Origin of the sequence: Streptomyces sp. NPDC001292 (genome assembly GCF_042896465.1) — a bacterium.
Lineage (GTDB): Bacteria > Actinomycetota > Actinomycetes > Streptomycetales > Streptomycetaceae > Streptomyces.
Genome location: NZ_JBIAXG010000015.1, coordinates 39,258 through 64,039 on the forward strand (window position 1 = coordinate 39,258; position 24,782 = coordinate 64,039).

At 68.2% G+C, this 24,782-nt stretch carries 9 protein-coding genes and 1 pseudogene; 4 read left to right on the forward strand and 6 right to left on the reverse strand.

Annotated features, from left to right (window positions below):
• Window positions 1-68 precede the first annotated feature (68 nt).
• The 3 genes and pseudogenes from ACFY4A_RS17835 to ACFY4A_RS17845 all read left to right on the forward strand — a co-directional run bounded on the left by ACFY4A_RS17835 (window position 69) and on the right by ACFY4A_RS17845 (window position 1,734).
• A complete protein-coding gene (locus ACFY4A_RS17835; protein ID WP_390830445.1) occupies window positions 69-965 on the forward strand; it encodes a transporter in 897 nt (298 codons plus the stop codon).
• 248 nt (window positions 966-1,213) lie between these two features.
• Window positions 1,214-1,324 (forward strand): annotated as a pseudogene (locus ACFY4A_RS17840) (NUDIX hydrolase); the annotation flags it as partial.
• A complete protein-coding gene (locus ACFY4A_RS17845; RefSeq protein ID WP_356307362.1) occupies window positions 1,321-1,734 on the forward strand; it encodes an NUDIX hydrolase in 414 nt (137 codons plus the stop codon). The pseudogene ACFY4A_RS17840 and the gene ACFY4A_RS17845, both read left to right, overlap by 4 nt.
• A 244-nt stretch (window positions 1,735-1,978) precedes the next feature.
• Here ACFY4A_RS17845 and ACFY4A_RS17850 read toward each other — a convergent pair whose 3' ends face one another.
• From ACFY4A_RS17850 to pglW, 6 genes are all read right to left on the reverse strand, one after another.
• The gene (locus ACFY4A_RS17850) at window positions 1,979-4,126 is read right to left on the reverse strand and encodes a DEAD/DEAH box helicase (RefSeq protein WP_390830363.1); all 2,148 of its coding nucleotides are present in this window, start codon (window positions 4,124-4,126) and stop codon (window positions 1,979-1,981) included.
• A gap of 53 nt (window positions 4,127-4,179) precedes the next feature.
• Window positions 4,180-5,532: a BREX system ATP-binding protein BrxD gene (gene brxD / locus ACFY4A_RS17855; protein ID WP_390830364.1), complete on the reverse strand. Its 1,353-nt coding sequence runs from the start codon at window positions 5,530-5,532 to the stop codon at window positions 4,180-4,182.
• 121 nt (window positions 5,533-5,653) lie between these two features.
• Window positions 5,654-8,572 (reverse strand): BREX-2 system phosphatase PglZ, encoded by a 2,919-nt coding sequence (pglZ, locus tag ACFY4A_RS17860; protein WP_390830365.1) that lies wholly within the window; start codon window positions 8,570-8,572, stop codon window positions 5,654-5,656.
• Window positions 8,572-12,471: a phage resistance protein gene (locus ACFY4A_RS17865; RefSeq protein ID WP_390830366.1), complete on the reverse strand. Its 3,900-nt coding sequence runs from the start codon at window positions 12,469-12,471 to the stop codon at window positions 8,572-8,574. The genes pglZ and ACFY4A_RS17865 overlap by 1 nt, the downstream gene beginning before the upstream one ends.
• Before the next feature lie 23 nt (window positions 12,472-12,494).
• Window positions 12,495-16,247, reverse strand: a complete 3,753-nt coding sequence (gene pglX / locus ACFY4A_RS17870) for a BREX-2 system adenine-specific DNA-methyltransferase PglX (RefSeq protein ID WP_390830367.1) — start codon at window positions 16,245-16,247, stop codon at window positions 12,495-12,497.
• Between the two features lie 62 nt (window positions 16,248-16,309).
• Entirely contained in the window at window positions 16,310-20,998 is a 4,689-nt protein-coding gene (gene pglW / locus ACFY4A_RS17875; protein WP_390830368.1) for a BREX system serine/threonine kinase PglW, read from the reverse strand.
• A gap of 484 nt (window positions 20,999-21,482) precedes the next feature.
• Between pglW and ACFY4A_RS17880 the strand changes: the two genes are divergently transcribed.
• A complete protein-coding gene (locus ACFY4A_RS17880) occupies window positions 21,483-24,758 on the forward strand; it encodes an N-6 DNA methylase (RefSeq protein ID WP_390830369.1) in 3,276 nt (1,091 codons plus the stop codon).
• Window positions 24,759-24,782: the final 24 nt, after the last annotated feature.

Sequence of the window (24,782 nt, forward strand, 5' to 3'; positions counted from 1 at the left end):
ACTCGCGCCGGTTGCGGAAACAAATCTCTGCCCGTCCGACGTTGTCGATCTCCTATGCGATAACGGGGGTGGTCGGCTTGAAGTTGTTCCGGACGGACGCATCGAAATGTGGCGTGAGCGAGGTCATGCCGCGTCTTGCTGAGGTCGAGGCAGATGTGCAGGGTCTCGTCGAGGCGCACATGGAGACGCTGCTAGGCGTCCGTTTCCTGGCGAGTGAGTACGGCACCGGGCCGGTCCACAAGGGCCGGGTCGATTCGCTCGGGCTGGACGAGAACGGATCGCCGGTCATCGTCGAGTACAAGCGCGGCATCGACGCCGGCGTCATCAACCAGGGCCTGTTCTACCTGGCGTGGCTAATGGACCACCGTGCCGAGTTCGAGCACCTGGTCCTCGACCGGCTCGGGATGATGGCCGCGTCCCAGGTCTTGTGGAGCAGCCCTCGCCTGATCTGTATCGCCGGCGACTTCACGCGTTACGACGTGCATGCCGTGCACGAGCACCGGCGGTCGATCGACCTGGTTCGCTACCGACTGTTCGGGAGCGACCTGCTCGGGCTTGAGACCGTGGCGTCCGGGAGCGGCGGCATGCAGGCGGCACGCCGAGCCCGCCGCCAGGCGGTTGACCGGGCGACAGCCGGCATCCAGGACGCGTCGATGGTTGAGCTGGAGAGCGCGGTCGATGAGGCATTGCTCGCGCTCGGGGACGGTGTGAACCGCGTCGAGCGCAAAACGTACCGGGCGTACCAGCGGCTGCGGAACTTCGCCTGCCTCTGTCCGCCGCAGCGGAGCAAGCTGCTGGTCTACCTGAAGGTTGACCCGAAGGACGTCGACCTTGTCCCGGGATTCACCCGGGATGTCTCCGGTCTCGGTCACCATGGGACGGGTGATCTGGAGGTGCAGTTGCGTACGCCGAGGGATGTGGAGCGGGCGCAAAATCTGTTCCTGGCGAGCTACGCGGCAGCGTGACTCGCCCCTTCTGTGGCCTGCCCAAGGGCTGAGTCTGTGGCGGGTGTTTGCCTGGCTCCTGGCGATTCCGATTCTTCCGACGCTCCAGCTGCGTGACCATGCAGTGCGAGTGCGGTAGGAGTGCACCTTCCGCGCGCAGGTTCCTGCACCAGAGCGACGATGAGGGGGCAGCATCATGGACGTGGTCGAGCGCTGGACCGGCCGCTACGCCTGCCTGCTGCAGTCCGCCTTACGCCTCGGCAACGAACGCAGTCGAGAACATCGACGACGTGTGGGTCCCAAGAAACTCGGTCCCCCGCTTCATCCCCGTCGATACGATCTTCCCACCCATCCTGGCTGTCCTGGAGGAGCAGACATAACGCAGCAGAACGCGGAGGAGCAGCCGGGCATCGCCGCGGCCATCGTCGTCAGCGAGGGGCGCGTGCTCATGGTGCGGCGCCGGGTCAGCGAGGGACAGCTCTCGTGGCAGTTCCCGGCCGGCGAAATTGAGCCGGGTGAGAGCCGCGAAGACGCCGCCGTACGAGAGACCCACGAGGAGACCGGGGTGGAGGTGGTCGCCATGAAGCTGCTCGGCGAGCGGATTCACCCGAAGACGGGTCGGTTGATGTCGTACACGGCCTGTGAGGTGGTGGGCGGTACTGCTCATGTCGCGGACGCCGAGGAGTTGGCTGAGCTTGCGTGGGTCGCCCATGGCGATATCCCGCAGTACGTGCCATATGGGCTTTTCGAGCCGGTGCAAGAGTATCTCGACGCAGTCATGGCAACCTGAGTGGTTCCATCTCAAGTGCGATCTCTCGAGCTCGAGTAAGTGCGTTGGCACCAAGGCTGGAACTGGGGCGTGGCTGCTGGAGGCGGACCTCAACCTTGGTGAGCAGGACCTGCCTGCCCCTCGCGGTGGAAGCCTAGGTGGGTAGACGGCACCGGACACCGCATCGACATCGAGACAAGCGCGAGTGTCCTCCAGGCCGAGAAGGACCTCAGCCACCCGAAAATTCGCCTGTGTTCCGGGTTGTTCAGGTGCCCCATTCCATCCGTACGGGCTCGCGGGCTGCGGCGAGGGCGCCGTCGAAGTCGGCGAGGCGTTCGGCGAGAGTGGTGGTGGCGATGCGGGGCGGTAGGGCCGCCGAGAACTTCAGGCCGCGGACTGCCCGCGGGTCAACGGTGGGCAGGGTGAGGGAGTCGGGGAGCTCGGCGCGGGCGGTTTTCCAGTCGGTGGGGGAGAGGTCCTGACGGAGGCGGACATGGGTGTCAGTGGGGCGCTGTACGGGGTCGGCGAGGTTGCCGAGGGAGGCGGTGAGGGTGGCGTTGGCGCGGTACCCGGCCCAGGTCCACCAGCGGGTGGCGTCCGCGTCGCGGACCAGCAGGGTGCCCGCCGGGTGTACTTCGTGGGGTGCGCGGTCCATGCGGAGTTCAGCAAGGGCCGCGACGGCGCGGCGGGTGAGGCGGACGTCGGGATCCGTGCCGAGCAGGACGTCGCGCATGGCGCGGGTGAGGACGTACGACAGCCCGCGGGCTTCACTGCCCTGCCATTTGGCGATGCCGCCGTCCTCGACGGGTTCCACGAAGGCACGGCGTCGGGCCCAGTCGATGAACGTGACCTGCCAGCTGCGGCCGGCCAGCAGCAGGCGGCGCGGGCCCGGTCGTTCTTCGGTGAGGACGGTGGGGTCGGTGGTGCCGATCTCGGTGCGTCCAGCGAGCACCGTGAACTCAGGGGGTGCGGTGAAGGAGGCGGTCAGCTCCATGAAGTGCCGGCGGCCGAAGTGCTTCTCGGCTTCGGAGCCGATGAACAGCATGCCGCCGTCGCTGTCGAGGAAGCCTTCCGCGACCAGGTGCGACAGGAGGGGCGCGGCAGACTGGTCGAAGGGAGCCAGGCCGTTCCACTGCTCGGGCCACAACCGGTCGCCGACGCGGTGTTCCTGCAGGGTGACGGCGAGGATCTGCTGGGCGACGAGATGGCGGGGTGAGGGGGGCGGGGTGACGGGTTCCACCCAGCCACGGGCCCACAGAGTGAGCAGGCCGGCGGCTTGGAGCAGGGTGTCGGGCCGGGTGGCGAGGAACAGGCAGTTGCGGGATGTGCCGGCGCGACGCCCGGTGCGGCCGATGCGCTGCAGGAACGAGGCCACTGTGCCGGGGGAGTCGATCTGGATGACACGGTCGAGGTCGCCGACGTCGATGCCGAGTTCCAGGGTGGAGGTGGAGACGATGACGCAGTCGCGGGCTTCGGCGAATGCCTGCTCGGAGCGTGCGCGTTCGTCGGTGGACAGCGAGGCGTGTGAGAGGAACACGGTGACATCGCGGGCGCGCAGTGCCGCACCGAGTTCTTCCACCTGCTTGCGGGAGTCGCAGAAGACGAGCCGTTTCTCGCCCCGGTGCAGGGCGGAGATCACCTTGGCGGCGTTGGCGAGCGATCCGACGTAGTCGAGCTCCACCTCCCCTGCGGGGCGCGGGTGCTCGGTGGTGCCAGTTGTGGCGGGCAGAGTCACGCCGGGGGCGACGACCCGGCCGGGGCGATCGGCGGGGCGTGCGCCCTGGAGCCAGGTGAGCAGGGTGTCGGGGTTGCCGACTGTGGCGGACAGCCCGATGCGCTGGATGCGGTGGCCGGCGAGCCGTTCCAGGCGTTCGAGCACGGCAAGCAGGTGCCAGCCGCGGTCGTCCCCAGCGAAGGCGTGCACCTCATCGACGACGACGGCACGCACCCGGCCCAGCATGTGTGCGTGGTCGGTCTTGACGCTGATGAGCATCGCTTCGAGCGACTCGGGTGTGGTGAGCAGGAAGTCGGGGGATTCGGTGCGGATGCGACGGCGTACGGACTCGGGGGTGTCGCCGTGCCAGAGGGCGGCTCGGCGCCCCAGCCACTGGGCGTAGCTGTCGACCCGGTGCACCAGGTTGTTCAGGAGCGCCTTGAGCGGGGCCAGGTAGAGGACGGAGGTGCCGGTCCAGCGCTGCTCTCGCATGGCGGACAGCAGGGGGAAGGTGGCGGCCTCCGTCTTCCCGCCCGCCGTCGGCGCGAGCAGGACCGCGTCCTCACCGTTCATCAGCGGGTGTACGGACGCCTTCTGCAGCGGGCGCAGATCGGGCCACCCGAGCGTGTTGACGATGTGGTGCAGGACTACCGGGTCAAGGCGCTCCAGCGGGTCAGTGCCGCGCGGCTGCTCCTGCACGTCTGCAACTCCAGGGCTGTTCGTCAGAGTTCGGGACTTCGGGAACTGGGGCGTCAGAGGTCGATGTCGAGGTCGTCAGCCGAGGCGGCCGGTGCGGGCGCGGCGAAGTTCCGTTCGGTGACGGTGAGCTCACTGCTGCCCACGGTCAGCTTGTAGTGCCTGCGCGGGTCGAAGTCGGGGAACTGGTCGATCCGGTCGAGTACGTCGCCGACCAGCTTCTTCAGATACAGCCGTGGTGCGACTCCGACCTTCCCGCCCAGTGCCCCGCCCACAGCCCGGGCCAGGTCGGTGAGGTAGGCGTCGTCGGCAAGCTGCTTGATCCTGTCGGGGGACTGGGAGCCTTCGGTATACAGGTCGCGGATGGTGGCGCCCAGGCCGGTCAGTGATGCCTCGGTGAATCCGGGCAGCCGGATCTGGACGGCCCGCGGGTTGTCGAAGCGGGGGTCGGTGGTGAAGTCGGTGGCGAGGCGCTGGGCGAGCGGTGCGAGTCGCTGTACGCCCTGCTGCCCGTCGTAGAAGGCGGGCGTGCCGGTGATGATGAGATACAGGCCGGGGAAGCGGCCGGAGTGGACCTCGTCGATGAGCTGCCGCAGCGCGTTGAGTGCCTTGTCGCGGGCGTCGGAGCGGACCCGTTGCAGGGTTTCTACTTCATCCAGGACGAGGACAAGGCCGGCGTGCCCGGCATCCCTCAGCACGGTGAGCAGGCCCTGGAGGAAGCCGAAGGCACCGAAGTGGTCGAGGTCACCGCGGACGCCTGCACTGCGCCGGGCGGCTGCGGCGACGTGCGGCTGGCCGCCGAGCCAGGCCATCACCGCAGCGGCGGTGGCCTCGTCGCCGGCATCCAGGGACTGCTTGTATCCGCGCAGGGCGGTGGCGAACGCGGGGGCGTGTCGGGACACCTCAGCCAGGCGGGCAGTGAGCAGCCGGTCCACGGCCTGTGGCAGCTCGCTCTCGCTCGCGCCGTCGGCGAGTGCATCCTCCTCGAGTGCGTAGAACCAGGCGTCTACGACCGGCCGCAGGGCGCTGGGCGGGAAGCTCGCGGTGGCCAGGCGCTCGGTCAGTCGCCGGTAGACCGTCTCCAGCTTGTGCAGCGGGGTCTCGGTCTCCGACACCTGCACCTCGGCCACGGCAAATGTGCGCCGTTTGGCGCGCTCGCCGAGCCAGCGGGTGAAGAAGGTCTTGCCGGATCCGTACTCGCCACGCACGGCCTTGAACACCGAACCGCCTGCGGCGGCAGTGTCCAGTTCCTCATCGACGGCCCGCTCGAAGCGGTCGAGTCCAGTGGCGAGCAGGTCGAGGCCGCTCTCGGGGACAGCGCCGCGCCGCAGCGCGTCCACCACAGCACGCCGCCGCACCGCGCTGACCGGGGTGGCAGCCCCGGATGCTGAAGATCCAAACGCGTTCACCCGAATAGTCTCCCATCCGGCTGCCCACCTGGCCGGACACCCGTGCGTGCACCGCGCCGCCGGTGCCCGGAGCGGCCGGGCGGGCCGACTGCACCGCCCGGCATGGCCGCAGACCCCCGGTTCACAGTCCGAACTGCTCGATCAGCTGGCCCCGGTGCAGGCGCAGGGTGCGGTTGTCGGGGAGAATTTCCAGGATCTGGGCGCCGTCATAGTTGAGAAGCTGGGCCAGGGTCGCGGCGAGGCCAGGGGCTCGGGTGGCGGGCTGGCCGGCGCGTTCGGCCAGGGCGGTCATGGGCAAGGTGCCCGCTTCGACCAGCGCGGCCAGAGCCTTCGGCAGGACCGCCTTGTCGCGTGGCACACGGGCGAGCAGTGCCAGCTGTTCCTGGTACAGCTCGGTGGCCATGAGGCGATTCACCAGTGCGGTGGCAGGGTCCTCTGTTTGATCGGAGACGGGTACGGCTGCAGGCTTCACTACAGGGGCGACAGGTTCCTGTGGTGCGGAGGGTGCGACCTCGTCCTCGCCGAAGAGACTGATAGCGCCCTCTGTCACGGGCGGGGCTGACTTCTTGGCCTGCTTGCGGCTTGGGCGTGCAACGGTGGCCTCGGGTGCCGCGATGGCATCGGCTCCGGCCTTCGTCTCGGCCTCGAGTCCGGTGGTGGCGTCGTTGTCCTGCTCCCACCATCCGGGCGTAAGGTCGCCCAGCTCCCGCCACCCCGTAGGTGGCTCCGCGCCGAACGGCAGTAGGGCGAGGAGGGGGATGGTGAACTCGGCGAGGGTTGCCCCGCCGTGGTAGCCCGCCTTGAGCGCGGTGTACCGGGCGTCGTGGTCCCGCAGCGCGACGATCCGCGATCCGGGCTCCGGCCAGACCACCCGTGGCCCGGACAGCTCAATTTCGGCCGGTGCGACGGGTCCGCCGGGGGCTCGGTGACGGGCCGACCCTATGGCGCCGGCCGCCGCGTCGATCTTGCTGCTGCGTCGCTCGATCACATGGCCGTGGTCGGAGGTGAGGAGCACGGTCATGCCGTTGGCGCGGGCGGCCCGTAGCAGCGGTTCCAGGCCGCCGATCTCCTTGATCTCCCAAGCGCCGTCGCCGAGCTTCTGCTCCTTGGCGAGCCGGTCGTCGACGGTGTTGAGGACGACCGCTACATGGGTGCGCTCGTCGGCGAGCGCTTCAGTCAGAGCGGTGGAGAAGGGCGAGCCGGTGTCGGGGCTGCGCAGATCGTCCTTGTGGAAGACAGCCGCAGGGGCCCCCTTCCAGCACGGGTGCTGGGGGAAGAGCCGCTTCTCGTCGTTCTGGTCGCCCTTCATCAGGGTGCCGGCGAACAGCGAGGTGCGGGAAACGGTGGTGAGAGTGGGCAGCGCAGCGGCCACGGCACGCCTCACCGGTGCTCCGGTCGCGCCCTGCAGCGGGTCGAACTCGGACCAGTGTCCGTGCAGTTCCTCACCCAGTTCGGCTGCGATCGCCGCACTCATTCCGTCGATGAGGAGGAGCAGGACCCGTCGGCCGGGACAGTCCACGACGGGCGCGACAACCCGGTCCAGGAAGCTTTCGACGGTGAGCATGGCGCCGGGGGCGGTGCCATCTGCGGTCCACACCGCGAGCCGCTCGGAGAACGCGCGGTCCAGCTCACGACGTTTGCTGCGCACCTGCTCGCCGATCCGGCTGTAGGCGTTGGCGAGTGCGTCATCTGCGTCGCCGCCCGCGTCCAGGTGTTCCAAGGCTCGGTCTACCCAGCCGAGTTCGCGTATCTGGCGGGCGGCGCCGTCGGCCACCGAGGCGATGTCGACTTCAGGCTGGCACGCCAGCCATCGCCGCAGCCGCGCTGCCATCCGTACCCGTTCGATACGGGCCTGGGTAGCGCCGTCGACGGCCAGGGCGTGTTCGGCCAGCGCGGTGATGGCAGCCGTGACCGTCTCGGGACCGCCGTCGGCGAGGGCGCGGCCCGCTGTGGTGAAGCGGGCATCGAGTCCTGCGGCGAGCAGCGGACTGGCAGCGGCAGCGGTCTGCGCCCCGAACTGTGTGACGAGCTGTGCGGCCCTGCTCAGGACCGGGTCGGCGAGCCGGTGTTCGCCTCGGTCGACGAGGCCGCGGACGTACGCCTCACCGCTTTGCCCGAAGGAGGCAAGCAGCCGGTCAAGGTCGTCGCCCTGGGCGGGGGGCTGGTCGCCGAGCCATCGCTCAGCGCGCCCGCGCGCCCGGTACAGGTCGTGGTCGGCCTCCGCGTGCCCCCACAGAGCCGCGCAGACGACCGCGTAGGCGGCTGCGTCCGCCCCGTGGTCGGCGTCTACCAGGGCGGTAATGATCTTTCCGGTGGAGCCGGCCTGTTCGGGTTCGGCGAGGAAGCGGGCCAGGCCGGCCCGTTCCGGTCCGCGCAGGTCGCGCAGGAGGTTGGGGCCGCCGGGGATGTGGGTCCACCGGAATAGGGTGATGGGGTCGATGCGGTCCCCGTCGTCGTGTGCGGCCGGCCCGCCCAACGCGTCCGTGTCACGGCGGCCGAGCCGGAGCCGACGCCGGGCCAGCCGGGTGAGGGCCTCGTCTCGGGAGAGCAGTCCCTTGCCGAGCGAGGGCCAACCGCGGCTGGCCGCCGCGTCAAGGAGCGCTTCGGCCGCCCAGGTCTCCCTCCGCAGCCGCCCGTCGAGACCGCGCGCGTCGAACGCCTCCTGCACGACCTCCCAATTGTCGACGGACCGGATCCTTCCGCCGTACACGCGGGCGAGCAGCCCGGGGTCCAGGTCGGTGTCCTCGCGGTCGGTGAGGACGACCAGGACTTTGGGGTCGGGAGGAGTCGACGCGTCGAGGTGGCCCAGGATCTGCTCGTGCACGGCCAGCACCGAGGGCGCGACGACCACCCGCGCCTGCAGCCCGCTCGCCGTACGCTGCACGGCGGGCCCGTCCCAGACGGGAGCGGCCCGCAGCAGCAGTACGCGGACCGTGCCGTCACCGAGCCGACTGCGGGCGGCGAGGTACTGACGGACGGTTCCTGCCGACAGCCGGGCGGGGCCGGCGGTCGCGGGGGCTGTGGTGACCGTGTCGGACATCAGTCGACGACCTTCCAGGTGACCTCGACGGTGGCGTTCGGGTGCTCGGCCGCGAGCGCCGCGATCTCCGCCTGCAGTTCGGCGGCGGCCCGGGCGGCGGTAGTCCGCCCGCCGCCGGAGCGGGCCACGGACCGGGACGGTGTGCGCGGCCCCGGCTGCTGCGGCGGCTCCGGCAGCACCTGCGGGTGGGCGGAGCCGCTGTTCAGGTCCACGCTGTCGGAGCTCGGCGGCGGAGTGGGCGACGGCTGGGGGCGCTCGGTCGTGCTCTGGCGAGACCTCAGCAGGGACAGCACTTCCCGGCTGCTGGCGTGCAGCACGCCCGGCAGGTCGGGGTAATCACCCGGGTCGCCAGCAGCAGCATCCCGCACCCGCTCCAGGACGGCCGCGCCGTCCACGCCGAGGGTGTCGGCCAGGCTCAGCTGGTCCCAGCTGGTGTCCTGCAGCGCGCTGGCGACCTTCCCGGCGCTCTTCAACGACATGCCGTACCGGTGTGCGGAAAAGTCGCCGAGAGGGAAGCGGGCGAGCCGGTCCACGACGGTCTTCGCCTCGATGCCCGCTTCCGTCACCTCCTTGACCAGTTCCTGCGCCCGCCGGGCAAGGACGAGGCGGGGGGAGTCGTCGTTCAGATGGAGGAAGCCGCGGTGCTTCTCCAGTTCCCCGACGAGCCGTCCGGCGTCCTGGCCGAGTGAGGCGGCGGCCTGCTTGATCTGTGCGGCGAACTGGTTGACGATCCGGCCGCGGCGCAGTTGCGGCGCCTGGTCGCCGAGCATGGTCTCGAACCGCTTGCGCGCCTCTGTCCAGTCGCTCTCCGTGGGCAGTTGCTGCTCGCGCAGGGCGTAGTCCGGCTTCAGCTCGTGCGGTGCAGGCGCGGGTTCGATGGGGACGCCGCCGCGCACCCATACCCGGTCGGTCATCTCCGCGTACGCGGCGGCGAGCAGCCGGCGCAGCGGCTCGGGCAGTCCGCGCGGCTCGGGAAGGTCGCACCAGTCGGAGAGCTTGACCAGGGTCGGCTCGGCGGTGCCGTTCCGGCGGGCTTGGTCGTTGAAGTGGTCGGACCAGGCGGTGGACTGCCGGTAGTACGCCTCCCGCATCGCGCCGAGCCCGAGGCCGCCCGCGATCCGCGCCATGGTCTTGCGGTCCTTGGAGTCGACCTCGGTCTGGCCGTCACGGTTCTCGGCGGCCTTGCGGACGTACTCGAAGACGGTCTTGATCTCGGCAGGCTTCACGGGCCTGCCATTGCCGTCCGGGTCCAGGTCGGGGTGGGCGGGGTACTGGTGGGCGAGCAGCTTGCCGGCCAGGTCGCGGACGGCGGTATCCAGTGTCGCGCCGAGCGGAAGCCGCAGCTCGGGCACGTCCTGCTGGGCGACCAGGTGGGTGTCGAAGCTGAGGTCGACGACCCCTTCCTGCTTCTGCGTGAGCCCGTACGCCTGCCGCAGCGCCTGGGTGACGCGCTCGGTGAGGATGAGGAGCTGCGACTGGAGCATGCCCTTGGCGCGCTCTTTGTCGTCGGCGTTGAGGCTGCGCGCGAAGTCGGAGTCGAAGCGGGTCTCGTCAGCGAGGGCCTTGTCGATGACGACGAGGCGCTCGAAGTCGCCGCGGGAAGCATCGGTCAGGTGGGTGGGCAGCCAGGCCAGGGTGCGTGCGTCACCGCCCGGCTTCTCCCGCAGGGCGCGCAGCCGCTGCAGGTCGTCCATCGGCCCGAACTCACCCTCGTCGTAGGGGAAGTCGACGATGAGCCGCCAGGCGTCCTCCTGGCTTGGCCGAAGGGTCGCCTCGGGCAGCGAGTCGACATCGGCGACGTTACCGAAGACCACCTCGACCTGCCGTTCGGTGCCTTTCCACACAAGGTTGAGCACGTCGTACGCGTCGAAGCCGCCAGGCCCGTCGCTGACGCCGAGCGCCTCCTTGAGCAGGCCGCGCATCTTGGCACGCCGGTTGTTCTGGTTGTTGTGGACCTGGGCGTTGGCGAGGACGGCGTCCAGGTCAACACCGGTGAGCTCCAGGCGCACCACCGCACCCGGCCCGGTACCGGTCACCTTTATCTCGGGGAAGGTCGCCGCCCACTCCTTCGCCTTCTGCTCGAGCCGACCGACCTCCGTCCCGGCGATGCGGGTGGTGATGGAGCCGTGGTTGAGGGCGTGCAGCCGCGCCAGGGTGAGGTCGGCCAGTGCGGGCACACTGGGCGCGAGCGCAGAGAGCAGCAGGGTCTGCAGCAGTCGGCTGTCACCAGTGAAGTCGCGGCAGCGGGCTGCAAGTTGCGGGTCGCCGAGGGTCTCGGGGCGGCGCCGGTACGCCTCGACCTGGTCCTCGGTGACCTGGTTGGTCTTCAGCAGGTACGGGCGGAGCTTGTCCCGGTACAGCTTGTCGGCGGCCTCGAAATGAACACTGGTCTCCCCGCTGAATGCCTTGTCGCCGCCGCCCGCGATCGCCGGGTAGAGATCACCCAACGGCACAAGCTGCCCGAGCCGCCAATCGTCGCGGTGGTCGACGAGCAGCTGACTCATCAGCTTCAGGCCAGTGCGGGAGCGCTGCAGCGCCGCGGAGATGTGTACCAGGGTGTCCATGAACGCCGGCGGGAACGGGTACGTCCGCCTGAACGCGCCCTCGTCCGCGCCGGTGGTGGACTTGTCATGGCCGAGCAGGGTGTCCCATACGTCCGGACCGAGCCTCTTGGCCTCGGCGAACGCAGCCTCCACCTTCGCCTCGGCCTCCGGGCTGGTGGGCTTGAGCAGGCGGGCCTGCGCGATCTGTGGGAGGTTGCGGTCCTCCAAGACGATCTTGTCGAACCGCCCGCCGCTGAGCTTCAGACTGTCCTGGACGGCGGCCTCGGCGGCCCCCGACATCTCCTCGCCGACCAGCTCACGCAGGTCGCGCTGGCGGGCGATGAATGACACCACTGGGATGGCGCGCCGTTCGTCGCCGCCCTCCACAAAGTTCGTGATCTTGTCGGCTTCACGGGAGACGAACTTCTGGTCGTGGATGCGGGAGGCCAGCCACAGGATCAGCTCGTCCATGAAGAGGACGAGCCCGTCATAGCCAAGGGACTTGGCGTGCGCGGCGATGATGCCGAGCCCCTTGTCCAGCGAGACGAACCCGTCGGCATCTTCGGAGGCGTTGCGCGAGAACGACGGGAACAGGGTCTGGGTGAGGTCCTGCACGAGCCGGGCCCGCAGTTCCCGCGGCGTGGAAGGGTTCTCCAGGTCGAGGTCCTTGGTGTTCTCGTGTTCCTCTGGCGCGTTCATCGCCTGGTCCAGCAGCTCAGTGGTCCAGGCGAAGGAGTCACCCCACTCGTCCTCCTGGCCGTCGCCGGCATCGGCGAGCTGTTCGATCACTCGCTCGTCGCCGTTCCGGCGGCGCTGCTCGGCGAAGTCCTCGAAGAGCCCGTCGGTCCGGTAGACCTGCGGCAGCGGGCAGTCTGGGTGGAGTTTCCGTACGTGCTCCACGTACTTGCCGAGCACGCGCTGCTCCAGGGACTTAGAGCCCAGCATGTGATACGGCACCAGCAGGAACTTGCGGTCGTCCGCATCCAGCCAGGCGTGCCGGGCCCGCACCGGGTCGAGGTCGCGGCGCGCCCGGGCGGCCTGGTTACGTGACAGCAGCGCGTACAGCACCGCCATGAAGTGCGACTTACCGGAGCCGAACGAGCCGTGTAGATAGGCAGCCTTCGAAGAGCGGCTGTCCAGCGCCGACTTGATCAGGTCAAGGGCCTCGTCGAAGTTGCCGAGCAGCCGGTCGGTGACGACGTAGTCCTTCAGCGCGGCCTCGGCCCCCTCAGGCGTGACCGCTTCGTTCAGCTTCAACACGAAGTCGGAGGTGGACACCGACTCCGGGATGTCGATCAACTCCCGAAGCAGCGGCCGGTCCTCGGGACGAGGATTGTTCCTGTTCATGAACGCCATGGTGTGTCTGCTCCTCGCCCTAGTCAGGCGGACTCTGCGTCGCTTACGGCCTCGGTGACGGTGTCATTGTCGGCGTCGATGATGGACGTCTGGAGGGCGGCCTTCGTGCCCGTGCGCGTCTTCGATGTGGCGGCCTTCGACGCGCCGCGTCCACGGCTGACGGCGGATGGACGCCAGGCCCGCAGTGCATCGTCGGTCAACCCGAGCTCGCCCTGCTTCTGCTGCCTGAACGCCAGGATCTCGGCGGCCGGCGACGCCCCGAACTCCGGGTCGTATTCGCCATACCACTGCTCCAGCCACGGCTGCAGCTCAAGTAGCCCGGCCAGGTACGGCACGAGCTCGTCGTCGCTGAGCCCGGCCTGCTGGATGTACGAGGCGAGGGCGAGGGCCTGCTCCAGGTGATCCCAGCCGGCCCACCCGTACAGCTCCGGCGACTGCGCGTTGACCGTGCCGTAGGACACGAACCGCTCCTTGGGCACATCCAGCTTGCCGCGCGCACGCCAGTAGCTCGGCTTCAGGAAGTCCGCCGAGGTGTACTTCGGCGGCACGGGCGTCCGCTCGCGGACCTTCCGCTTGGCGGGCTCGTCGGGCGCCGCGTCCTCCTCCCGCTGCAACTCCCAGACCTGCTCCCAGTCAGCACGCTTCTTCAGCCCGGTCGGCTTGTACCGCAGCGCGGACACGAACGGCACATGCTCCTCGGACAGCAACTCCCGCACGGTCTTCACGAGGTCCTGCCGGGGTGCGTACAGCTCGGCAACGGACGTGAAGTCCTCGTCGGCGGACAGGCTTTCGGCGAGGCGGGCGAGTGTGGTGACGGTGGGATTGCCGCTGGCGTCGAACCAGTACGCGCGGTCCTCGACCCGGTCGAGCAGCCAGGACTTCAGCGCCTTCTGCCGCATCGCATCCCAGCCCTCGGTGGCCCAGCGCCGCTTGTACTCGGGGCGCTCCACCATGCCGATCGCACGGTTCGACTCGATGACCTCGATCCGTCTCTGCACGAGCGCCTGATAGTCGGCGGGCCAGTGGGCGGGGATCTCCGTGATCGGCGTCGAGCCGTGTCGCTTGAACCACTCGCCACTGGCCTCACCGGCTGCTACGCGTCGTGCGAGCACGATCTCGAAAGCCCGCTCGCCGAGGGCAAGTTCGGGCACGGCGGAGGCGTCGGGCAGGCGTAGATCCTCGGAGTGCAGGTCGTAGAGGGAGTACACCTGCCAGTCCAGCTCCTCCTGGAGGGCGATCATGCGGGCGCGGGTGGAGTTGTAGTGGGTTTGAGCTTCGCGCAGGGCGGTGGCGGTGGGGACGGCCTCGGTGGCGAGGGCGGCGGGGGACGTCGCGGAGAGCTGCTGGGCGAGGGCGTCAAGCTCGGTGGCGAGGGCAGTGGGATATCTGGCGGGTAGAGGGAATTCCTGGAGCTTGGTCCCGGTGAACTCGTAGAAACGCTCCCATGCCTGTGATTTGTAGCCCTCGTTTACGCCCTGGCCGCCCTTGTCATGACTCACCATCTTGAGCCAGAACCCGGCCGTGGAGCTGTTGAGCAACCCAAGCAGCGCCAGATGCTCTTCCGTTGTGGCGTCATCACGGAGCTTGATTACCTGTGCCGAGTCCTTCACAGGGAGTCGGCCGGTCTGGAGGTAGAAGTGATTATGCGTTGCGACTTTTGCGTAAACGATCAGCTTTTGAGCTTTGACGCGGGAGCTGTAAACCTCACGCCATGAAATCCAAGGAATTCCCCGGTCCAGCATAGTGATACTGAAGCGCTTACGAAGTTCCAGTACGTGACGCAGTGGCCACATGAAGCGCAGCAAGTCCTCGATCTCTGCACCCTCGACGAGCTTCATATCCTGGTCGTACGGGCTGGTGAGCCAGGTGGCGGCGGTGAGTCCCCAATCTCGGACTTCATCGCCATTGGCGACAGCGGTGGGCCTGGCACCTCGTTGGCGGGCGGCAGCAGTGTTCACCGAACCAAAGGCGTTGTCCTCGCCAGTAACGATAGACAGGCCGAGTTCTTGTGACGCAGTTCGCAGCGGCTTTCCCGCGCTATCGACGATCTTCAGGATGTCTGGTGCGGCACCTCCCGTGAGACTCCATGGATGCTTTGACAGGTCGTCACGTTGCGTGTCGCGAACGCTGATCCAGTCGCTCTCGGAGTCCGGGGAGTCGGTCTGTTGAGTGATAGCCCGCCAGACGAGTCCATCTTCCGCCTTCTCCGGAGCCGCTGGCTCCCCCTGAACGCTCCGGACCGTGCGGATGGTGGCCCGGCGAGGGCCCGTGTAATCCAGCGGGCGGCCGATGAGGATGACCGTCGGCGTCCCATGCCCTGGGATGTACGCGCCCGACGTGTCAATGACCTCTGTCAGTTCGACCTGATCCCGGAAGAAGCTCTCGATCAGCTTCTTTCCGAACTCCCTCTTCATGAACGAGTTCGCTGTGATCTGGCCGACCATGCCGTAGCCGAGCCCGGACTTCGCCTCGTCCCGAACCGCAAGCTCGAAAAAGCGCTGCGCGAATGGGACTGACAGTGCGTACGTACCCGCGCACGCGTTGTACAGCTTGCGATACAGCTCGTTGAGTGTTTTGTCCTTGACTGTGATGTACGGAGGATTCCCCACCACGACGTGGTAGCGGCCCCGGTTCAGGATCTGCGGGTACTCGAACACGTCCTCCGTGCTCAGCGCGTAGTACGGGTCTTCGGCGTCGCCCGTTTCCCCCCTGTCGCCAAGGCTCAGCTGCTCGTCGCCGAAGAGACCCTCCTGCCGGTGCTCCGTAGGCAGCAGCGAGTCGCCCACCGCGAGCTGGATCGGCCACTCGTACTTCCGCGCCTCTGCGAACGTCCGCATGCCGCTCGCGGCCATCGCCGCGACCAGGAGCCGGAAACGGGCCACTGCGACCGCGAACGGGTTGAGGTCCACCCCGTGCACCGAGTTCAGGGCCGCTCGCACCCGCTCGTAAGCGCCGACCTCGGGCCGCTGCTCGGCCCACATCCGCACCAGACGCCGGAATGCGCCGAGTACGAAGTGGCCGGACCCGCAGGTTGGGTCGATCATCTTCAGCTCTTCGAAGCCGAACTCCCGCACTGCTGGGGTCATCGTCCGGTCGAGGATGAACTCTTCCACGAACTCTGGCGTTTGCAGCAGCGCGTACGTCTTGCGGGCCGACTCGCTCAGGTCCTGGTACAGGTCGCCCAGGAACCGAGTGTCCCACCCCTCGGTGCCGTCCGCGCTCAACGGGTCGCTGAAGTCGTGCACGAGGACCGGACCGCCAGCCCCTTCGTCCCCGCCGGTGCGCTGCTCCCGCCAGAACGCGAGCAGCGCGCCCGCGCCGTCGTGCGAGAGTGGGATCTGGTAGAGCGGGTTGTGGTCGCGGTCGAAGAGCAGCCGCCCGGCCTGCCCGGCGCCCAGTTCGGCGAACGCCGTCTCCAGCCACCCTCGATACGTCGGGTCGGCGTCTTTCTCCAGGTATTCCTCGTACCGCGCCTGGGCTGTCTCCCGCCCTGCCACGTCGGGGGAGGTGATGTAGGGCTCGGCGATCAGCCGGTTGTCCTCGCTGAACCGCACGAAGACTGTGCCGAGCACCCAGGCCACCGCGACTTGGGTGATCCGCTCGCCGAGCCAGGCGTTCCACGTCGCCGACGTACGGCCCAGCTTCCGGGCCTGCTCATACTCGCCGCGCAGCCGCGTCCCGACCTCGGGGACGGCTTTGACCTGCTGTTCCAGATCGGTCTCTGCCGCCTTGACCTGCTTCTGCAGGTCGGCGAGGAGGATCTTGCGGTCGATCACGAACGGCTCCTGAGGAGAAAAACGAGAGGACGGAAGAAGATCAGGTTAGGAGGAGGGGCGGGTCAGGCGTCCGGCTCGAGGTGTTTGCGCGCGACCCAGGCGTCAGGCACAACGATCCACTCGTCGAACCCCGCCTGGTACGGAACACTCTGCCCGGCCAACCGCGGCGCCCGTGCCGGATCGGACTGGGCGACGAGCAGCCACAGCGGGCTGCCGCCCTGCCGAGCCTCCTCCGCGAGCCGCCCGAGCAGGTCGAGCGCGTCATAGCGGGCCAGCACCGCAGTGTCGGTGAGCAACAGCGGACCATCGGCCTCCGCCAGCCGCTCCCGCAACCGCGGCTCGATCCGCCCCCACGCCTTGTCGGTGCGTATGCGCAGCTGCTGGTGAGCCCGACTACCCGGCTCGGCGGCGTCCGCCTTGAGGACGGTCTCCCAGGTCGGACGGGCAGCCTCGCCGACCACGCCGCGCAGTTCGGCCACGAACAGTCCGGTCACCGACACCGGCCGAGCCCCGTATGGCTCGCCGGCCAGCCGCCGCACCGCGTCCTCGGCACGCCGCTGGGGCACGGTCAGGACCCGGAAGCCGTCCTGCTGCGCCGAGTGCATAAGTCGCTGCTCAGCCTTGACGGCAGCGGCGACGGCCGCGTCCGCGTCGTACTGGGTGGGGGCGGAGCGGCGCGCCGCCGAGGCGCCCCAACTCGCTGAGGTCAGCCCGGCAGTGGCGTCCCCGGAGGGGCGATCCGGGATGAGCCGGAGCACCTTGTCGTAGCGGGTGGCCAGTTTCAGGTCGAAGCCGGCCTGCTTCAGGGCGCGGACCAGGGCGCTGCCCGTGGGCAGCTCGCGCGGCGCCAGCGGATCGGTGCCCAGGTCGGGGAAGCGGGTGGCGACCCGCTTGTGCAGCGCGTCCACCGTCAGGCCCGGCTGCCGCTCCTCCTCGACGCCCGGCTGCACGGCGACCACGCCGGCCTGGGTGATCCGCAGCGCACGCACCAGGTCCAGGTCGCGCGGGTAGATCTCCAACCGCGGGGTGAGCGCGGCCCGGGTGGAGGCGGCGACCGCGATCTCGGCCGTGCGCCGCTCGTCCCAGCCCAGGCTGCCCGGTGGCCGTCGCACCGCGTCCAGCTCGGTGAGGACCGTGCTCGCCGTCGGCAGGGACTCAAGCGCCGCGAGCCGGTCGGCCCGCGCGCCTAGGTTCAGCGCGTACTCCTGCAGGGCGGGCAGGGCCGGGGTGTCAGGACCGTCCACGTCCTCCCGGACATCCAGGGCGAGCAGGCCGAGGACCGGATCGGCGCCCTTGGGCATGCGGGCGTGGAAGTAGCGGAAGAGCGGCGGGGACTCGTTGTCGTAACTCTCTCGTTCGACCACCGCACGCAGCAGCGACAGGGCGAGTGCACGCCGGTTGCGCCGCTCCACGTGCTGGGTGCCGCGCCGGGCGATGAGGGCGTCGGCGAGTTCGATCACCGGGGCCACCCGGCCGCGCTCAGCCAGGAGCTCCACCACCTGCTCACGCAGCAGCCCCAGGGCTGCGTCCTTGTACCAGCGCTCGCGCGCCTTCTTCACGATCTGCGGGATCCGGCCCGCCGTCAGGCCGACCGCATCGGCGACGTCCCGCTGCCGGACCCAGGCCAGGCCCCCGGGCAGAGTGCCTGTCTCATCGGGCAGCCGCAGCAGCAGCCGGATTGCTTCGCGCTCCTTGGCGTTGGAGCGGGCACTACCGCTGGATGGCTTCGGTACGAGACGGGCGGCGAGCGCGTCCAGGCTCAGGCCGCCCAGCACTTGCGGGTCGGCGCCGTCCCCGTCGGCGGCGACCGACTCTGCGACCGCCCGCTCCAGGTCGGAGAGCTCCTGGCCCGCCGCCTTGCGGGCCTCCGCGCTGAGCGGCGCGGGAGCCGCCTTGCCCAGGCGTGCGTTCCACTCTTTCTGCCGGCGCTGGATCTCCTCCCGGGTGCGCGAGCCCATGCCCGGCGCGGTGAGGAACTTCTTCGCCGAGTAGTCCAAGACGTCACCGACGGTGTTCAGCCCCATCGCGAACAGCTGCGACTGCGCTGCGACCGTCAGACCCGCCACCGACAGCGGCGTGTTCCGGTCGGCGCGTTCGGCCTGCTGGTCGCGGACCTGCTCGGCGGAGACGTCGTCATCCTCCCGCCCGATCCGCGGCTGCGTAGCCGACTCGGAAACCGCGTCGGTGCCGCCCTTCGCTCCGCGCCCCGACTTCTCACCGTGACCGGTGCTCGGCGCCGTCGTCTGCTGTGCGTCCAGGAAGATCCGCTGCCAGGCACGTTCCATCGGCTTGAGATCCGGGAAGCGGTCCTTCACATCCCGGGCCAGCGCCTTACGGAAGAACGCCACCAGGCCGTCCCGGACGGCCGGCTCGAAGGCGTCTGCCGCAAGCTGCGGGTACGGATACTCCTTCGCATCCGTCTGCCGGGCCGTGACCGAGCCGTCGCCCCAGCGGGGCAGTTCGTTCGAGGCCATCTCGTGCAGCGTCACGGCCAGCGCGTACCGCTCGGCGTGCCCGTCGTACGAGCCGCGCGTGATGATGCCCACGAACGGGTCGAGATAGCCTTCGGTGCCCGCCTCGATCTCCTTCGCCGGGTACCCGGCGAGCGAGAAGTCGATTAGCACCAGCTGCCGGGTGCCGTTGGGGCGGACCCGGATCGCGATGTTGTCCGGCTTCAGATCCCGGTGCCAGATCCCCTCCGCCTCCAGGTGCTCCACAGCACCGAAGAGGTACTTCCCGTACGCCTCCAGCTGGTCCATGCCCAAGCGGCCGTTGTCCCGCAGCTGCCGCGCAACGGTGTCCTCCCGGCGGCGCGGCCCCTTACTCGCACTGCCGTCCTGGTCCTTCAGCTCCCGGCTGTCACCCACGTACTCCAGGACCAGGACCCGGCGCCCGGCCAGTGTCAGCGGCTGCGGTTCGTACAGCGAGATGATGCTGGAGTCCCGGTGGATCCGGCCCAGGACCTCCGCCTCACGATCCAGGACAGCATGCTTGGCCTCGCTCAGCGCGACCTTCAGCACTGCCACCGGCAGGCCGCCGCTGCGCCGAGGCTCGCCCTCCAGATCCCGCACCAGGAAGGCCCGCGCGGTCGAGCCTGTACCGAGGCGGCGCACGACCTCCCAGCGTCCGGCCAGTACGTCCCCGGCCACGGCCTCCAGCGGGTCCTTCTCCGGCTCGGATCTTTCCTCGCCCACGCCTGCGGCTGAACCGCCGTCCCCGCCCGCGACTGCGCCCGCATCCCCGCCGCCCGGGACCTCCTCGACGAATGCCTGCTCGACGTACTCCAGCATCTCCAGGAAGTCGTCGACCGTGGACAGACGCCGACCCGGTTCGTACGCGGTGGAAGCCTCCACCAGATCGTCGATGTCCGGATTGAGACCGTCGACGAGCGCGCTGGGACGCAGACTCTCGCCGGCCTCTAGACGTGCCATGACCTCGCTCTGGCTCGCGCCAGGCGCTTGCCCGGTCACCAGCAGATACGTGAGCACGCCGAGCCCGTACACATCGAGGCGTACTGGATCGGCCTTCGGAATCCTCAGCTCCGGAGCCAGATAAGGATCTGCCTGCTCGGCGACATGGAACCCCGTCACGTTAGTCGGAGCCAGGGTCAGCGGCCGGCCGCGGCTGGAGCTTTGCCCAGTGGCGATCTGCCAATCCGCGATCTGCGTCCACGGACGCAGCCAGCGCTGCTCCTCGCCGAGCTCCCGCCCGCGTGGACCGCGGTCGCGCGGAATCACATGCACCGCGTGCGCCGACAGCGTGCGGTGGTGGACCCGCCGGGAGTGCGCGGAGCGCACCGTCTCGGCAAGCTGCCGCACCAGCGCGAGGCGCCCCTGCAGGTCGAGACCCTCACCGTGCTGGACCAGGTAATCGTCCAGGCGCAGCGTCTCCGGGTGGTAGTCGAAGAGGATCGCGGGCCCGGCGGGATGCCCCGACGGCAGATAATTCTTCAGCTGTACCGCACCGGGATGACGAAAACGGCTGAGTACCGATGCCTCGCGGGCGGCGGCACGCTCCACCGAGCGCCGCTCGTCGTCGGAGGCACCACGTTCACTGAGGAAGACCCGTACCCGTGCCAGATCGTGCAGCTGGGAATGGCGTCCCAGATAGTCGGCCCAGGACGGCCCGGAGTCGAACGCCTTCGCCTCCAGGAGGTAGGAGCCCACCTCGTGCTGGCGGCGGATCGGTGCGATACGGAGCTTTTTCAGGGCTGCATCGACAAAGCGGGATGCCTCGGCTGTGATCTGGTAGCGGGCGTCTCCCGGCGGCACGGCCAGCATCTCCACCAGCTGCTTGACCGTGAACACGCCGTTCATGTCGGCAGCCGGAAGGTTCACCTGAAGCTTGTCGTCCGTGAAGCAGACAGCCTCACCAACCCAGATCTTCGTTCGGTGCGCGGGCCGACCGGAGACGCCGTTGATCAGGCCCGACAGCTCCTTGGCCTTCCGGTTCGCCAGGTGCAGCGGGTTGCCGTGCCGACGGCTGGTCCCGCTGGGCGTGGTCTGCACCCAGTCGTTGCCGCCGCCGTGGACCGAGCCGTGCCAGTCCTTCAACTCGACCAGGAAGACCCCGGCCGGCGCTACCACCAGAAGATCGACCTCACGGACGTGCCCGCTGTTCGCGGTGAACATGAAGTTCGTCCAGGCACGCCACGGCTCCTCATCTGGCAGACGCCGGCGGATCGCCTCAAGACCACGGCGCTCGTGCTCATACTCGGACTCGGTGACCGTCGTCCACCGGTCTTCCAGCATGCGGCTCCCCGTCCGTGTCTGTAAGCCTGCCGTAGTTCCTGCCGCTGCGTTCAGGAAGCACAGCTCAACCCTCGGACCGAATCCTAAAGGGTGTCACTGACATCAAGAGCGGCCTGAGCGTGCTACGACAGAGGCCCTGCAGCCCAGACCTGGCGGCGATGGAACGGGGCAGAGTGCACCGTGAGCGGATTCGGCCAGGCGGACCATAGCGATTCAAGTCGCAGCAGCGCCGAGTCGATGCGTGTACGGATGAAGCGGTGGGTGTCGGGTGGGCGTGCCCGGTGATGTCATACCTTTACGTCGCAGCCATTGCTGACGCGACCATGCCAGGTCGGGTCTATGTGCTGCCGGCTGCTGCTGAGGAAGCGGCGTGGCTGATTGGCGGGAACGGGCCGTCACGGTGATGCCCCCTGCGTAAGATCCAATGACTGTGTGAAGATCGGACCTCAGTGCAGGAGGGGCCGGGTGGTCGGAGGGGGATGCCATGAGCGATTCAGGGACGCAGCTTTCCAGGCATATCTGGTCACTCACGGATCTTCTGCGTGGGGACTTCAAGACATCTGAGTATGGCAGCGTTGTATTGCCGTTCACCGTGCTGCGGCGCTTGGATTGCCTACTCGAACCCACTCGCCAGGAGGTGCTGAACACCTCGGCTAAATTGGCGGATAAGGGTGCACATTCGGACTCATTCCGGGATGTTGCGCTGCGCCGCGCCTCTGGCCATCCCTTCTTCAACACCAGTCGCTACGCCCTGGATGCTGTCGTCGCCGACCCGAGCAATTTGGTGGCGTTGCTGCGTGAGTACGTGCGCGGTTACTCCGAGAACGTCAGGGACGTGTTCCAGCGCTTCGAGTTCGACCGCACCGTCGAACGGCTGCACCACGCTGGGCTGCTGTATGCCGTCGTCAGCCGATTCCTCTCCATGGACCTGGGGGCACCCCTCTCTGCCGGCGACATGGGGTTTGTGTTCGAGGACCTCGTACGGCGCTCGGTCGACCAGGCAGGAGGGACTGGCGCCGACGAGCATGTCACCCCACGTGACGTCGGCCGGCTGATGTCTGCACTGCTGCTGCAGCCCGATCAGCATGAGCTCACGCTTTCCGGCGTGCTCCGCACGGTCCACGACCCGGCCTGCGGGACGGGCGGACTGCTCGAGGAGGTGGCCGAGCGCATCGAGACCGCCAACCCCTTGGCGCATGTGTCCCTGTACGGCCAGGAGATCAACGCCGAGACCTGGGCTGTCGCTGGCTCCAACATGCTGATGAGCGGACGTGATCCGGGACAGATCCTGTTCGGGAACGTCCTGCGGGAGGACCTCTTCAAGGACCAGAGCTTCGACTACCTGTTGGCGCACCCGCCGTTCGGCCTCAGCTGGAAGCACGCTGAGCAACAGGTCCGCGCCGAGCATGAGCTGGGCAATGCAGGACGGTTCGGTGCGGGACTGCCGCGTGTCAGCGACGGATCGCTGCTCTTCCTTCAGCACATGCTGGCGAAGATGAAGCCGGTGGACGCTTCCGGTGATGGTGGCAGTCGTGTCGTGGTCCTCTTCAGTGGCTCTCCCATGCAGGGGGGAGCCACTGGCCTGGGTGAGTCCGACGTCCGGCGATGGATTGTCGAGAATGACTGGCTCGAGGGCATCGTCGCCTTGCCTGACCAACTCTTCTACAACACCGGCGTCAGTACGTACCTATGGGTCCTGAGTAATCGCAAGAAGTCGGCGCATAGGGGCAGGGTGGCCCTGGTCAAGGCGCAGGACCACTGGCAGAAGACGCGGCAGTCATCTGGCAGTAAGCGGAAGTACCTCGGCCCCGATCAACTCAACAAGATCGTCCGGCTCTACGAAGATGCGCTGTCGGCTCCGGTCGGCGGGTCTCCCCGCGACCAGGTGAGTGTCGTGCGGAACGAGGACCTGCTGTACCGGCAGATTGTCATCGAGCGCCCGCTGCGCTTGCGCTTCGAACTCACCACCGACGGCTTGCAGCAGCTCTCCTCCCTGCGGCCGATCCAACGAGGGGACCACCCCGAGAAGCTGGTTGGCGCGCTGCGTGGGCTCGTCGGAACGTCCTGGACCACCAGCTCAGACGCCTTCTCGGCACTGCGGCACGCGGTCGCGACCGTCGGCCAGACCTGGCCGCGAGGTGCCGCCTTCGAAAGGAGCGTCCGAAACGCGATCGGGGTGCGCGATGACCAAGGAGAAGTGCAGCAGCGCCGGGGTGTGACGGAACCTGATCCGGAGTTGCGTGACCTGGTCGTCGTGCCGTTGCGGGACGATCCTGAGGAATACTTCCGCAAAGAGGTGCTGCCCCACGCTCCAGATGCCTGGCTCGACCACGCGAAGACCCGGCTCGGGTGCGCCATCCGGTCTTCGCTCTTCTATGTCGCGGAGCTTGACGGGGAGTTCGGGCCGCTGCGTGCCTTCGCACAGCTGGAGACAGAGCGTGTCAAGCTGCGCCGTCCGCGACGCGGTGAGGCAGAGCCCATCCCGCCCAAGCACCTCACGGCGTCCTACCTGCATAGTGTCGACTCGGCCTTGGAACTGCCAGATGCGGAACTAGATGACTCCGAACTAACACCATGCACGGGCGGCGACTTGGTCGGGCGCTCGGGTAACTGGCGCCTTCTGCCTGCAGGGTTCGGTGACGCAGTCACTCGGCTGTTCGTGCTGCACCCCACCTCGGGGAGCGGCCGTGGACTATGCGAATGGCTCAACTCCCGCAAGAGCAACGCGGCTTACCCGCAAGCCCGAGAGCTGCTCGACATGCCGGTACCAGTGGAGTTGGTCGCAGCCCCGGAGGTCGAGGATCTACTGGCAGAGGTGCAGGAGGGCCGTCATGCGCTGCGAATGGCGACGGACGGCATCTTGCCGAACGTCTTCGCCGGCCCCGAGACGCGCGTTGCGGAGATCCGTCAGTCCATCCGGTTCATCGCCCGCGAGGCGCGCCTCGCGGGACAATTGGTGCGCCCTTTCGATGACCCCGTGTGGCGTGCGGAGGCGAGCTATCCATTTCACGTAGCCGCTCTCGCGCGGCGTTACCGCGTAAGCACCCACCCGGCCGAGAAGAAGGACGGACTGCTCAAGCTTGGTGAAGGAACGGCACGCACTCTGGGCGTCCTTGCCTTGCATGAACTCATTGCGCACCACGGGAGCTTCACCAGCTCTCTACGCAAAACTTTTGGTCAAGGGGCGACCTTTGGCACCTGGACCACGCTCATTGCGAGATTCATGGATGAGGTCCCAACGCCTCAGCTGCCGGAACTCGTCGCGCTCCGCGAACACAGCGTCACGCTATCGCTGCTGAAGGACATCAAGGATCTCCGTAATAATTCCCACCATGCTCACGGGGTACGCAGGAGTCACGAACTCGACGAGGACGTCGAAAAGCTCGAACCGTATGTGGTCTCGGCGCTCAACTCAGTCAACTGGCTGTCGAGCACTGACTGGTTTTGGGTGGAGCGCTGTGAATACCTCGATGATTCCTCCTTCCAGGCTGTGGGCTTGAGGCTACGAGGGAGCCACCCGAGCTGGGAGCCGTTTAGCCGGCCGATCGACCACCCCCTGCGGCCGGACAGGATATATGTCGACGGCACCCCGCCAGGCGTCCCGATCGATCTATGGCCATTGGCCGTGGTCAGTCTGTGCCCTGACTGCCGCACGCGGGAACTGTTCCTGCTCAATAAGATTTCAAATGGCTCGGCAGTTCTGCGCAGCCTGGAGGAGCACGAGTTGACAATCCCGTACACCACCCAGGCCCAGAACTGAGCTGGTGAATGCGTCTAGTTTGAG